The sequence below is a fragment of the Leyella stercorea genome (genome assembly GCF_019052365.1).
In the GTDB taxonomy this organism is placed as follows: domain Bacteria; phylum Bacteroidota; class Bacteroidia; order Bacteroidales; family Bacteroidaceae; genus Prevotella.
This window is the reverse complement of the sequence record NZ_JAHQUY010000035.1, coordinates 1-13273: the sequence shown is the minus strand read 5'-3', so window position 1 is coordinate 13273 and position 13273 is coordinate 1. Positions and strand designations below refer to the sequence as shown.

The following is a 13273-nucleotide window of genomic DNA, read 5'->3' as shown; positions in this document are numbered from 1 at the left end:
AATATGAATAAGAAAAAGACATTGGTGATAGTGGCGGTTGCCGCTATCGCCGCACTTGCCGTATGGCTATTGTCGGGCGGCAAGAAGGAAGAAAAGATTACGTTTGACACGGCTGCCGTTGCGCCGGCAAACATTATGAACAGCATCACCGCTACCGGTACAATCGAACCGGTAACGTCGGTTACGGTGGGTACGCAGGTGAGCGGCATCGTAAGCAAGCTCTTCGTCGACTACAATTCGGTAGTGAAGAAGGGACAGGTGATTGCGGAGCTCGACAAGACAAACCTTATGAGTCAGCTCAACACGGCAAAGACGCAGTTGGCTACGGCACAGAGCCAGCTCAACTACCAGACTGCCAACTACAAACGCTACAAGACACTTTTTGAGAAGGGACTCGTGGCTGCCGACGACTTCGACAACGCGAAGCTCTCGTACACGCAGGCAAAGGAGCAGGTGGCTTCGGCTAAGGAGGAGGTGCAGCGCGCACAGACTAACCTCGGCTATGCCACTATCACCTCGCCTATCGACGGCGTGGTGCTATCGAAGTCGGTTGAGGAGGGACAGACCGTTGCGGCAAGCTTCTCTACGCCGGAGCTGTTCACCATCGCGCAGGACCTCACGAACATGCAGGTAGTGGCAGATGTTGACGAGGCAGACATAGGCGACGTGAAGGAGGGCGAGCGCGTGACGTTCACCGTAGACGCTTACCCCGACGACACTTTCGAGGGCGAGGTGAAGCAGGTGCGCCAGGAGGCTACCACAACGAATAACGTCGTGACGTACGAGGTGGTTATCTCTGCGCCGAACGCCGACCTGAAGCTGAAGCCGGGCCTCACAGCCAACGTCACAATCTACACAGCCGAGCGCAAGGGCGTGCTCTCCGTGCCGTCGAAGGCGCTGCGCTTCACTCCGCAGAAGGAGACCGTGGGCAAGATGAAGATTGTGGACGTAGCGAACGCCAAGAACAAGGTGTGGACCATCGAGGGCAACTCTATCGTGGCGCACAAGGTGAACATCGGCATGACCGACGGCACGAACACGCAGATTGTGGGTGGCATAGCCGAGGGCACAAAGGTCGTTACCGGACTCAACGTGATGGGCGGCGAAGAGGAGAAGCCGATGGAGGCTCAAGGCGAGAGCAGTCCGTTCGCTCCAGGCCCTCCGGGAAAGAACAAGAAGAAGTAAACAGCGTTTAAAGGTTAGGGCATGAGTCATCGGCGGCGTTCGCCGCACACCCTAACTCTACACAATAAACATTACGAACTATGGACGAAAAGAAAGTAGTAATAGAACTCGACAACGTGAAGCGCGACTTCCTCGTGGGCGACGAGACGGTGCATGCGCTGCGCGGTGTGTCGTTCAAGATATACGAGGGCGAGTTTGTCACTATCATGGGCAAATCGGGTTCGGGCAAGTCGACGCTGCTCAATCAGCTCGGATGCCTCGACACGCCTTCATCGGGCGAATACTATCTCGACGGAGTGTCGGTGCGCAAGATGTCGAAGTCGCAGCGCGCCGTGCTTCGCAACCGCAAGATCGGCTTCATCTTCCAGAACTACAACCTGCTGCCGAAGACGACGAGCGTGGAGAACGTGGAGCTGCCGTTGATGTACAATGCTGCAATCGGAGCCAAGGAGCGCGAGGAGCGCGCCGTGAAAGCGCTACAGGCTGTAGGCTTGGGCGAGCGCCTCTACCATAAGTCGAACCAGATGTCGGGCGGACAGATGCAGCGTGTGGCGATAGCACGCGCACTGGTGAACGACCCTGCCGTGATTCTTGCAGACGAGGCAACGGGAAACCTCGACACACGCACCTCGTTCGAGATTCTCATTCTCTTCCAGAAGCTGCACGCTGCAGGCCGAACCATCATCTTCGTGACGCACAACCCCGACATTGCCAACTACTCCTCGCGCAACATCATGCTGCGCGACGGACATGTGATAAGCGACGAGTACAACACCAATATCCTCTCGGCTGAGGAAGGACTGGCGGCGCTGCCGGCAAGCTCTGACGAATGAAGCCTCAGGAACGGCTCTGACGAATGAAAATGACAAAAAGCGGCGGCTGCGCCTGTAGTCGCCAAAACACAACAAGATTATGAATTATAGCAATCTTTTCAAAATAGCCCTTCGCGCCATTGCAGCCAACAAGTTGCGCTCGTTCCTCACAGCGCTTGGCATCATCATCGGTGTGGCGTCGGTCATCACGATGCTCGCCATCGGCCAGGGATCGAAGCGCAGCATTCAGGCGAACATCGCCGAGATGGGCTCAAACATGATAATGATAAGTCCGGGAGCCGACCGCGGTCCGGGCGGTGTGCGCCAGGACCCATCGGCGATGGAGACGCTGAAGCTCACCGACTACAGCTCCATCAAGGACGAGTGCCACTTCATCAAAGGCATCAGCCCCACGGTGAACAGCAGCGGACAGTGGATATACGGCAACAACAACACGCCGTCGTCTATCTACGGCGTGAACCAAGACTATCTCGAAATCAGACAACTCTCTGTGAGTGAGGGAGAAATGTTCACAGACGCCGACATCAAGGCGAGTGCGAAGGTGTGCATACTGGGTCAGACCGTGGTAGACAATCTGTTCCCCGACGGATCGGACCCCGTAGGCAAGGTGGTGCGCTTCAACGCAATACCGTTCCGCGTGGTGGGCGTACTGAAGAAGAAGGGTTACAACTCGATGGGCATGGACCAGGACGACCTCGTGCTTGCGCCGTACACAACGGTGATGAAACGCATCAAGGCGCAGACGTTCCTCGGCGGAATAACCTGCTCGGCAATAACCGAAGACCTCACGTCGAAGGCTATCGACGAGATAACCGACGTGCTGCGCCGCAACCATAAGCTGAAGGAGGCGACTGACGTGCAGGAGGCTGACGACGACGACTTCAACATACGCTCGCAGGAGGAGCTGGCAAGCATGATGAACTCTACAACCGACATGATGACCATTCTGCTCGGCTGCGTGGCTGGCATCTCGCTCATCGTTGGCGGCATCGGCATCATGAACATCATGTACGTAAGCGTTACGGAGCGCACACGCGAGATAGGTCTGCGCATGAGTGTAGGCGCTCGTGGCGTAGATATCCTCAGCCAGTTTCTCATCGAGGCTATCCTGCTCAGCGTCACCGGCGGACTGATTGGCGTGGGACTGGGCATCGGAGCCTCCTACGCCGTGAAGCTGCTTGCCCACTGGCCTATCTACATTCAGCCGTGGAGCATCATCATGAGCTTCGCTGTCTGCACCTTCACGGGTGTGTTCTTCGGCTGGTATCCGGCTAAGAAGGCTGCACAGCTCGACCCTATCGAGGCGATACGCTACGAGTAAAAAAGAGCGTAGCTACAGAATTGACCATGATAACAACGTAAGGCTGGAAGATAGGCTGGAAGATAAACCTTGTTCAGGGCTTATCTGCCAGCCATCTCCCAGCCTTTATCATCTTCACATACAGCCGGTTATACGGATGCTGGAAGATATGGTAGATTTTTTCGCTATACAAACTTTATGTATAGCTATTGTATTACTTTGTCAGGAATTTCTTTCCGTTCACGATTACCACTCCGTGAGCGCCCTGCCCTACTCGCTGTCCGCTGATATTATAGCGAACGGGGTCGGCAGGTATCTCGCCTTCGACAGACACGCCATTGACAGACGTCATCGGACTTAACACGATATCCTTCACAACACTGCCCTTTATCTCTATAGGCTGACTCTCGTTGTAGCTGTAATAGCCGTCTGCCCAAGCGGTGAGCTGATAAGTGAGGTCGGTTCTGCCGACATTTATACTGTAGAAGCCCGACTCGTCGCTTGTGCCTTCATAGACAGCTTCAGAACTGCGAAGGTTTACCGTGGCGCCCTTTACCGGCTTGCCGTTGCAAGTGACCCTGCCTGAGAGCATCGAACGGACGGTCTTGCCCGAAGCGAGGTCTACCTCATAGATGCGCAGCCAGGGTCCGTCGGTGGCAGTGGTTTGGCGTACAACAATCTTGAAGTAGCGTATGTCTGCCGGCTCGCCGAGAACCTTACGAAACTCCGACTTAAGAGGAGCTGAGTCGTCGCTGCAGAGCAGAGTCCAGTTGCTGTTGTCGGTAGACCCGTATATATCGTATGCCTTGATGTAGCGCGTAGGATCGTCGCCCATCTTGAACTGGAAGCCACCGACGCTATTGACCGTTTGCATATCCACAACGAGTGTGTGAGGCAATGTTGCCGAACCTCCCCTCCACTGCGGATGCCAGTAGGTATTATCGTCGCCGTCTACAATCTGCTGAGCACGTCCGTTGGTGCCCTCGCCGGATGTCTCCTCACTCGACTTCTCTATCACCGTCCAGCCTTTCTTGTCCAAGAGGTTCTGCGTAAAGAGTTCGTCTTCCGAAGCACGGTCAATCTCTTTCTGTATGGCCTGACGAACACGAAGGTCGAGCGGAGCGATGTCGATGGTGTCCACCACGGTGTTGTCGGTAGCAAGAGCTACGGTAGAACCGGTCTGCTTTGTAGAGGTGTAACCGCCTGACTGCATGAAAAACGTGCGATCGGAAGCCTTGTCGGTAGCGCCCTGTCCGTAGTCGGCACGAGCTCCAGCCTCGCTGCCGCCGTCGGTATGTCCGAAGCCGACGCTGTTGAAGTTGTACCACTTGCCAGTAGTGCGAGAGCGTCCGTAACCGTTGCGATAGTATGCCTTGCGAGAAGCCTGTCCGTTAGCCCATACATAGTTCTCGAGGAACGAATACCATGAACTGAAATATGTAGACGAGTTGCGTTTGCGCACTGTAGCCATATACTGCCAGCCTTTGCCGTCCAAAGCGTTGAACCATGTAGAGACAAGCATGTTGTGCTGCTCGTGAACTACGGTCTTGCCGTTCTCAATGGTGGTGTACGACGTCGTTTCGGGTCGGCAGTTGGTGATGAACTGTACGTAGGTACCAGGTGTCCAGTAGTTGCCGCGGCGATAGGTCTGCACACCAGTGCCCTCATTGCCGAAGCGGTTCACCGTCGTCTTCTCGTCCCAATCGACAGCACCGGCACGCAGATGCTCCGGCAGATTGGGGTCTTCGTCGGTCGATCCGTCGTCCCACATCGAGAAGAGCACGTCGTGACGAGGTTCGCCGTCGACGTAGCCGTTCATCTGTATTCCCATATAGCCGTTGAGCGCACCTATAGCCTCGGCGTATGTGCCAACGAGGTCAGACTCCGCAGGTATCATTATCTCCTCGAACAGCCAGTCGTAGCCGTCGCCGGAAGGAGCGCCAGCCGCTGTGGTATGCCAGTTGTTGAGATGAACGGACGGCGACGACAGATAGTTGGCGGCGTAGGATGCTTCGCTGGAAGATGTAGAAAACATGAAACGGCTGATGTTGTTTATAGCGTTGTTGCCGGAGAGACACTCAAGTTTATAGCGATAATAAGCTGAGCGTGTGAAGGTTATGTCGCCCATACCAACTTCTACTTCACCTCCAAGAAGCGGACCTTTCGCACTGAACTCCTTTGTATAAAGAGGTGTGGCAGGCGAATCAGGGTCGGAAACGGTGAGGCGGAAGCGCACAGTCTGCAACGCCTTGATGTTAAGTTTCAAAGTGTTTGAAACCGTTGCTGCAGGATGATGAAAATAATAGACGGCACAAACGGAGGTTGAGGTCCAGGCAGAAAGCGTGTTGTTCATCTGCGGTCGACCGCTGGAGTTGAGCGCTTCGCCAGGCATATTGATGCCCGATGCACCTACCGTCCCGTCGGTTGTCTCAACATAACCATGTGCGGCAGACAGCTCCGTCTCAACGGCATGTACAAACAAACTGAGCGCCGGCACGGAAAGTGCGACGCTCAGTAATAGTCTTGGGAATATATTCATTATCAATCTTTTATATTATTTGATTCCTCTGTTGTTGAGCGCATCGCTATAGCGCTTTGCGTTCTGCATGTGGTCTGTATATGTACGTGCAAAGTTGTGGGTTCCACTGAAGTCTTCCTTGGCACACATATATAGATAGTCGTGCTGCACATGATTGAGCACAGCATCGATGCCTGCTATAGACGGGATGCGGATTGGTCCAGGCGGCAGTCCAGGGTTGCGGTAGGTGTTATACGGACTCTTTATGTAGAGCAGATTATTGTAGATGCGCTTAAGGTCGAAACGCTTCCATGCGAACTTGATTGTTGGGTCGGCCTGCAACGGCATTCCTTCTGGATACTCGGCGTTGCGTAGCATAAGGCGGTTGTAGTACATGCCGGCTACCATCGGCTTCTCGCCGTTGTTGGCTGTCTCCTCGTCGACGATGCTGGCAAGCGTAGTCACCTCAATCGGCGTGAGTTTCATAGCCTGTGCTTTCTTTGTGCGTTCGGTGTTCCAGAACGCCTTGTTCTCCTTCTGCATACGGTCGAGCAGTTTGTCTACCGTCACGTTCCAATAGATGTCGTAGGTGTTCGGAATGAAGAGGGCGGCGATGGTTGCGGTGTCGTAACCGTACTTCTGGCAGACAGCTTCGTCGGTAAGTGCCTTGTAGAGAGCCGTACTGTCCATCATGAGACGCTTGGAGAGTTCGGCTGCAAGACGGTCCATAGTGCGCACCGACGGCACGACAAGACTGACTGGTGTCTGCAAACCATTCTTCAGATGGCGAAACACCATTAACGATCCTTCACCTGAACGCACGGCATAGCGGCCTGTGCGTACGTTGTCGGCATAGCTGCTCACCTTGACGAGGGTTTTAAAGCCTGTCATTGCATTGCTCTTTGACACTTCGCCGAGTTTTGTGTATACGGAATCGATGGTGTCGTCGTCGTCGATGTACACGTATTGTGTGTCGCCGCTCGACGACATACCGGCAAAGAAGAAATAATAGACAATGGCGACTGCAACTAACAGACCGACGCCAATGAATTTGAAAAGCATACTGCTTTTATTCTTTTTCTTTCTCATAGTTTTAAATTATATGTTGCTGAAACAATGCAAAGGTAGAGTAAATATGATATATGACAAAAATAAATGTAATGTTTTTAATCGTCGATACAAATTTATACGCCTTTGCTTAAAAATACGTACTTTTGTAGCGCACAATTCAATTATCTGAATCAATTAAAAAAAACAATATGAATATGTACGATACATACATCTTCGACTTGGATGGCACCCTGCTTTCTACACTCAACGACCTCGCTGCAAGTTGCAACTACGCTTTGGAAAACAACGGTATGCCGCAGCGCTCAATAGACGAAGTGCGCCAGTTTGTAGGCAACGGCGTGAAGAAACTTATGGAGAGAGCTATCCCCGACGGACTCAGCAATCCGCTGTTCGACAAGACTTACCAGGATTTCCGCCAGCATTACATGAAGCACAACCTCGACACAACATGCCCGTACGATGGTGTGATGGATCTGCTGCAGGAGTTGCACAGACGTGGAAAGAAGGTGGCTGTTGTAAGCAATAAGTTCTACGCTGCGACGCAGGATCTGTGCCGCCACTTCTTCGGCGAGGAACTTGTGCCTGTGGCTATCGGCGAACGAGAGGATATACGCAAGAAGCCTGCACCCGACACGGTGATAGAGGCGCTCAGACAGCTCGGTGCCACGGCTGACGGCGCTGTGTATATCGGCGACAGCGACGTGGACATTGACACGGCTCGCAACTCAGGCATGCCATGCATCAGCGTGTTGTGGGGATTCCGCGACAAGAACTTCCTGTTGCAGCATGGCGCCACTACTCTCGTTGAGAAACCTGAGGAGATTTTAAAAGTAAAAAAGTAAAAGGTAAAAAGAACAAATAGTACAATAAGGCTCATCATCTAAATTTAAACGGAGTTATCATCTAAATTTAAATAAAATCATTATCTAAAATTAAACGGAGTGAAGACTTTAAAGCCTTCACTCCGTTTCTTTATCATTATACTTGTTCAACATACGTTGAACTATACCTGCTATTTCTTCTCTGAACCAAGCTGGCTTAAAGCTGGTTTTTCAAGAGTTGCTTTGCAGACAGCGAGTTCTTGCGCACATATCGGTCTACCTTGTCGACGTACTTTGTAGTGAAGAACTTTTGGTCGAGCAGTCCGTTCACTATCCACATTATCTTGCCAACATGCAGATCACGTTCATATTGAGAACGTACCTCATAGTCTTTAAGCGGATAAAGACTGAGCATGTAGAAGAACATGCAGTCGGGTACAATATGCTCGCGTGTCATCTGAGTACGCTGGGCTTCGGAATAGTAGCGATGATAAAGCGGATAGTTCTCGCCGAGATACTTGTCAAGTGAGATACCGATTGAGTTGTTTCCGATAACCACACTCTGGTCGAGTGCGCCAATCTGTGTGTAGATGGTCGGTAAGACAACATCAGGAGAGATCTTGCGCAAATTGTCAAAAGCCTTGTTAAGCTGCTTGCTGATATCAGAGACATTAGCATATTGCAACTCAGCTTCAGAGATAATAGTCTGAAGCGTTGTGTCCTGATAGAACTGCAGGAATCTCGAATTGATGCCAGGATCGTTCACTTCGCCCAACTGCAACACGTCCTCAATCAAGGTGCGCGTTTCCATCGGATACTCAATGTTCATCTGCTGCAACGCAGAGAAATCGCCAGTAGTGAGATAACGGCTTTCAAGACGGTCATAGCGCTGTATCTCTACAAGCGTCGTCTGACTGTCTTCTCCGAATTGTTTCAGCTTCAATTCACATGCTGTCGAAACAAAAACAATTGCCATTATTATTATAATGTATAGTTTTCTCACCTTTTACTATCCTGCTATTAGCGATTTGTTAATTATTATTTGCAAAAATAGTAAAAAAGGTTTTAAAAGCCAAGAAAATCATCTAAAAAAGTTAAACAGCGAAGCCTTTTTCGCTGTTTAACTATAAAATATTCCTAAAAATATGGTTTTATTGCTCGTTTTTCAATTTTTTATATGTATGTATACCGTGAGCATAATACTGCCACAGCAGACTATACGGCTTACGCATCGGGTCGGTCTGGTTCACTCGCAAATTCTGAATAGCCAGGCGATCGGAATCAAACTGATGGCGCCATGCCTTGAAGGCTCGTCTGCCACGCAATACGGCTTTGAACTCGCCGATATTGCGATCGAGGATAAGCGACTTGAATGCAGCCACATAGTCGAGCAAGCAACGCACTCGCATCACATGCCGCAACTCGCTTTCGGGCAGGTTCTTATAGAGCATCGTCAGATTGTTGCGAAAGTTGAGGAAAGTCTTCATCGGATTGCCCTTCGGTAGGGTGCCACCTCCAACATGGAACACATGGCTCTGCGGCATACAATATATCTTGCGACCAAGATTGCAGAGTCGCCAACAGAGGTCTATCTCCTCGTTATGTGCGAAGAAACGGTCGTCAAGTCCGTCAACTCGCCAATAGTCTGTGCGGCGTATCATCAGACAGGCACCTGTTGCCCACATCACTTCGCACACATCGTCGTATTGTCCTTCGTCTTTCTCAACCGATTCGAAAAGTCTGCCGCGACAGAACGGGTAGCCATAACGGTCGATGTAGCCACCACTCGCTCCGGCATATTCGAAGAGCGTGTGGTCGTGCTCGGCAAGTAGCTTGGGCTGGCAAGCTGCAGCTTCAGGATGACTATCCATAAAGCTGACAAGTGTGTCGAGCCAACCTTCTGTCACCTCCACATCGCTGTTGAGCAACACGTAATACTCGTTCTCCACCTGATTTAGAGCCCTATTATAACCTTCTGCAAAGCCATAATTGCGGTCGAGCACGATGGTGCGTACTGTAGGGAACTCCTTCTCAAGAAGCGCAAGCGATGCATCTGTCGACGCATTGTCTGCCACAACGATGTCTGCAACATTCTCCGAGTGCTGCAACACCGACGGAAGGAAACGACGCAGCATCTGCTCGCCGTTCCAGTTCAATATTACGATTGCTACTTTCTTCATCCTATTTTATTATAATAGTGCAACTTAATTAAAGCAGTTCTACCTGCAATGCCGACTTGTCTCTGTTGAACTCGCCCAACCTTACTCGCAGAATCTGGTTGTCGTACTCCTCCTTGGCAAGTTTAGCCGGCAACTCTACGCGAATATAATTGGCTGTAAAGCCATGCATAGCCTTGCCACGTGTCGCCTTCTCGAAGAGCACTTCCTGTTCGGTGCCGATATAGCGTGTATAGAAATTGATGCGTTTCTGCTCACTAAGATCGAGCAAACGCTTGCTTCGCACCTTTTTCTCTGCGTCATCCACTACGTAAGGTATGCGCAACGCCGCCGTGCCAGGACGTTCGCTGTACGGGAACACGTGCAACTGTGTCACATCTACACCGTCAAGAAACTCGTAGCACTCCTCGAAACACTCAAGAGTTTCGCCTCGACAGCCTACCATAACGTCGACGCCGATGAACGCATCGGGCATCTTCTGCTTTATAAGTTCTATCTTGTGTGCAAAGAGTGCCTTGTCATAGCGACGGTGCATCAGCTTAAGCACTTCATCCGATCCGCTCTGCAACGGCACATGAAAGTGAGGCATGAATGCACGACTCTGCGAACAAAACTCTATGAGTTCGTCACTCAGAAGGTCCGGCTCCATACTGCTTATACGATAGCGCTCAATTCCCTCCACCTTGTCAAGGGCCTTGCACAGGTCGAGGAAACTCTCACCAGTTGTCTTTCCGAAGTCGCCGATGTTCACACCGGTGAGCACAATCTCCTTGCCACCTTCTCTTGCTGCCTCTTCTGCCTGAGCCACGAGCGAAGCAATGGTGGGGTTACGGGAGTTGCCACGTGCATATGGAATGGTGCAATAGGTGCAGTAGTAGTCGCAGCCGTCCTGTACCTTAAGGAAATAGCGTGTGCGGTTGCCACGAGAGCAAGAAGGTGCGAACGACTTAATCATTTTTGTCTTTACCGAGTGGAACTCATGCAGCGATTCAGCCTTGCCATCCTCATCGCGTTCAGCAGCCGACTCCTTTGAAGTCCATGCGTCACTCAAGAACTGAATGAGATTCGCCTTCTCGTCAGATCCCAGAACGAGGTCTACACCGTCTATCTTGCTCACTGACTCCGATTCCAACTGTGCATAGCATCCTGTAACAACCACGAAGGCACCAGGATTGTTACGTACAAGACGATGGATGGCCTGACGACATTTATGGTCAGCCACTTCGGTTACAGAGCAAGTATTCACCAGACAGATGTCAGCAACCTCGCCTTCTTCAGCAACATGAACGCCCAAATCGGCAAGCATCTTGCCGAAAGTAGAGGTTTCAGAGAAGTTCAGCTTGCATCCTAATGTGAAATATGCAGCTTTTTTATCTTGAAAAACAGATGTATTGATCATTATACCTTATTATATATAATTAAGCAGATACAAAGGTAATGAAAATTCTGTTTTGTACGCACACAAAGAGGCCGAAAATCATCATTTTTTAAGCAGATTTCTCAATACTCAAAAACATTAACGTTTGTTTACACTTTGTATCTCATTGATTTTCAATGCGTTTTAAAAGCGTTACAAAAAAGTCAAAAAAAAAACCTAAAAAGTTGTACGTTGTATTGAAAAAATGTATACCTTTGCAATGTTTTAATAAACAAATGATTGTTTTACAGATTTAAAAAAGCAAAGAAAATGAAGAAATTAGTTTTGATGTTCGTAGCTATCGCAGCTATCTCTTTCGCATCTTGTGGTAACAAAACAGCTGCTACTGACGCAACTGCTGACACAACAGACACAACTGCAGTTGACACAACTGCTGCTGACACTGTTGCAGCTGACACAACTGTTGCTGAGTAATTATAGCTCGAACAACGAAAAGAGAAAATTAGCCACTGGCCTCAGGTCGGTGGCTTTTTTGTTTATACACTCTACTCTACCTTACATCACAAATCGATATATAACTATTTCTGAACTTTATATGAAAACAACATTATTCGCCGTGACTCTCGCAATGATGTCATTTAGCACAAATGCACAAAAAGCTAATATTAACAATCTACCATCTCAGCATAGCAACTCTACTAACACAACCACAACAATACACTTTACAGCCGAGCCTATCAGCGAAGCGGTTTTCAAGCGTATGCAAGGCAAGTCTTACAAAGCCAACTGCACGATACCACGCACAGAACTTCGATACATCCGAGTTCTGCATTACGGATTTGACGGTAAGGTAAAGTCTGGCGAACTGGTGTGCCATCGAGACATTGCTGCCGACCTCATAGAAATATTCAAGGAGCTATACAAGGCGCGCTACCCCATCGAACGCATACAGCTAATCGACGATTATAACGCTGACGACGAAACTTCTATGCTTCACAACAACACTTCATGCTTCAACTATCGTCGTGTTGCTGGCTCAAAGACGCTTTCTTATCATAGTCGAGGTAAAGCCATCGACATAAACCCGTTATATAATCCTTGCGTAAAGCGCCGCAAGGACGGCAGCATGACTGTAGAACCGAAAGCGGGACGTACGTATGCCAATCGCACTAAAACATTCAAGTATAAGATTGATCACAACGATTTGGCATACAAACTCTTTAAGATGCACGGCTTCACTTGGGGAGGTGACTGGAGATCACTGAAAGACTATCAACACTTTGAAAAGAAATAGCCTGTTTAGGTTTTACTTATATGAGAGTCTGCAGAAAAATAAAGAAGGTAAAAAAATCTACCATATCTTCCAGCAGCGGCACAGCCAATTGGCTTTGAAGTAGTTAAGGGCTGGCAGATGCAGTTAGTATCTACCAGGATTTGAAAGTATCTACCAGGATCATGGGGTACAGTAGTCTCTGCTGCACCAACCAAGCTTCGGTTGGTGCACGTATTGATCAGTTGGTGCACTTGAGACAAGTGCACCCCCTTAAAGTGCACCCTTATAGTGCACCAACTGAAGGGAACTTCTTAAACAAGAGTGTGTCGGGAGTGTCAAAACTATAAAATAGTGGCGGAGGAATAACTCTCCTACGGATACAAAAAAAGGTCTCCAAAGTCGTTTGACTCTGAAGACCTCAAGTAAAGAAGGCAGCCACCTACTCTCCCGCATTGCATTGCAGTACCATCGGCGCAAGCGGGCTTAACTTCTCTGTTCGGAATGGGAAGAGGTGGGACACCGCCGCAATAACCGCCTAAAGTTCGTTCGCCTGCGACAATTAGTAATTCTTAGTTATTAATTCGTCAAGCGTATAAGATAGACACGTTGATTAAGCAAAACTATTGTTAAGTTGTACAACAACTGAAAGTATCGCTACTCGAGAAGAAAGTCTCGGGCAATTAGTACTGCTCGGCTTTGACGTCACCGTCTTTACAC

The 13273-nt window shown here is 49.8% G+C and carries 11 protein-coding genes and 1 rRNA gene; 6 read left to right on the top strand and 6 right to left on the bottom strand.

The window, feature by feature from the left end; genetic code table 11:
- The first annotated feature begins 3 nt into the window (after positions 1 to 3).
- The 3 genes from KTQ90_RS07675 to KTQ90_RS07665 all read left to right on the top strand — a co-directional run bounded on the left by KTQ90_RS07675 (position 4) and on the right by KTQ90_RS07665 (position 3339).
- Positions 4 to 1185 (top strand): efflux RND transporter periplasmic adaptor subunit, encoded by a 1182-nt coding sequence (locus KTQ90_RS07675; protein ID WP_217317891.1) that lies wholly within the window; start codon positions 4 to 6, stop codon positions 1183 to 1185.
- A gap of 80 nt (positions 1186 to 1265) precedes the next feature.
- Positions 1266 to 2018 carry an ABC transporter ATP-binding protein gene (locus tag KTQ90_RS07670; protein ID WP_022157653.1) on the top strand — a complete coding sequence of 251 codons (753 nt, stop codon included), beginning with the start codon at positions 1266 to 1268 and terminating at the stop codon, positions 2016 to 2018.
- A 79-nt stretch (positions 2019 to 2097) separates the two neighbouring features.
- A complete protein-coding gene (locus KTQ90_RS07665) occupies positions 2098 to 3339 on the top strand; it encodes an ABC transporter permease (protein ID WP_217317890.1) in 1242 nt (413 codons plus the stop codon).
- 193 nt (positions 3340 to 3532) lie between these two features.
- Here KTQ90_RS07665 and KTQ90_RS07660 read toward each other — a convergent pair whose 3' ends face one another.
- Together KTQ90_RS07660 and mltG are read right to left on the bottom strand one after the other, a co-directional pair.
- Entirely contained in the window at positions 3533 to 5857 is a 2325-nt protein-coding gene (locus KTQ90_RS07660) for a DUF3472 domain-containing protein (protein WP_217317889.1), read from the bottom strand.
- Positions 5858 to 5872: 15 nt separating this feature from the next.
- Positions 5873 to 6925, bottom strand: a complete 1053-nt coding sequence (gene mltG / locus KTQ90_RS07655) for an endolytic transglycosylase MltG (protein WP_217317888.1) — start codon at positions 6923 to 6925, stop codon at positions 5873 to 5875.
- Positions 6926 to 7095: 170 nt separating this feature from the next.
- Here mltG and KTQ90_RS07650 point away from each other — a divergent pair, with 170 nt between their 5' ends.
- Entirely contained in the window at positions 7096 to 7749 is a 654-nt protein-coding gene (locus KTQ90_RS07650; protein ID WP_022157657.1) for an HAD family hydrolase, read from the top strand.
- A gap of 196 nt (positions 7750 to 7945) precedes the next feature.
- Here the strand turns inward: KTQ90_RS07650 and KTQ90_RS07645 are convergent, their stop codons facing one another.
- The 3 genes from KTQ90_RS07645 to mtaB all read right to left on the bottom strand — a co-directional run bounded on the left by KTQ90_RS07645 (position 7946) and on the right by mtaB (position 11304).
- On the bottom strand, positions 7946 to 8731 hold the full coding sequence (locus tag KTQ90_RS07645) for a gliding motility protein GldB-related protein (RefSeq protein ID WP_443675605.1): 786 nt from the start codon (positions 8729 to 8731) through the stop codon (positions 7946 to 7948).
- A 148-nt stretch (positions 8732 to 8879) separates the two neighbouring features.
- Positions 8880 to 9908: a glycosyltransferase family 2 protein gene (locus KTQ90_RS07640; RefSeq protein ID WP_217317887.1), complete on the bottom strand. Its 1029-nt coding sequence runs from the start codon at positions 9906 to 9908 to the stop codon at positions 8880 to 8882.
- A gap of 28 nt (positions 9909 to 9936) precedes the next feature.
- Complete coding sequence (mtaB, locus tag KTQ90_RS07635; protein WP_217317886.1) at positions 9937 to 11304, bottom strand: tRNA (N(6)-L-threonylcarbamoyladenosine(37)-C(2))-methylthiotransferase MtaB; 1368 nt, start codon at positions 11302 to 11304, stop codon at positions 9937 to 9939.
- 288 nt (positions 11305 to 11592) lie between these two features.
- Here mtaB and KTQ90_RS07630 point away from each other — a divergent pair, with 288 nt between their 5' ends.
- Both KTQ90_RS07630 and KTQ90_RS07625 read left to right on the top strand, forming a co-directional pair.
- Positions 11593 to 11757, top strand: coding sequence for a PG1828 family lipoprotein (locus tag KTQ90_RS07630; protein ID WP_022157662.1), 165 nt, complete (start codon positions 11593 to 11595; stop codon positions 11755 to 11757).
- 121 nt (positions 11758 to 11878) lie between these two features.
- Complete coding sequence (locus tag KTQ90_RS07625) at positions 11879 to 12577, top strand: M15 family metallopeptidase (protein WP_217317885.1); 699 nt, start codon at positions 11879 to 11881, stop codon at positions 12575 to 12577.
- Between the two features lie 405 nt (positions 12578 to 12982).
- Here KTQ90_RS07625 and rrf read toward each other — a convergent pair.
- A 5S ribosomal RNA gene (rrf, locus tag KTQ90_RS07620) occupies positions 12983 to 13095 on the bottom strand.
- Positions 13096 to 13273: the final 178 nt, after the last annotated feature.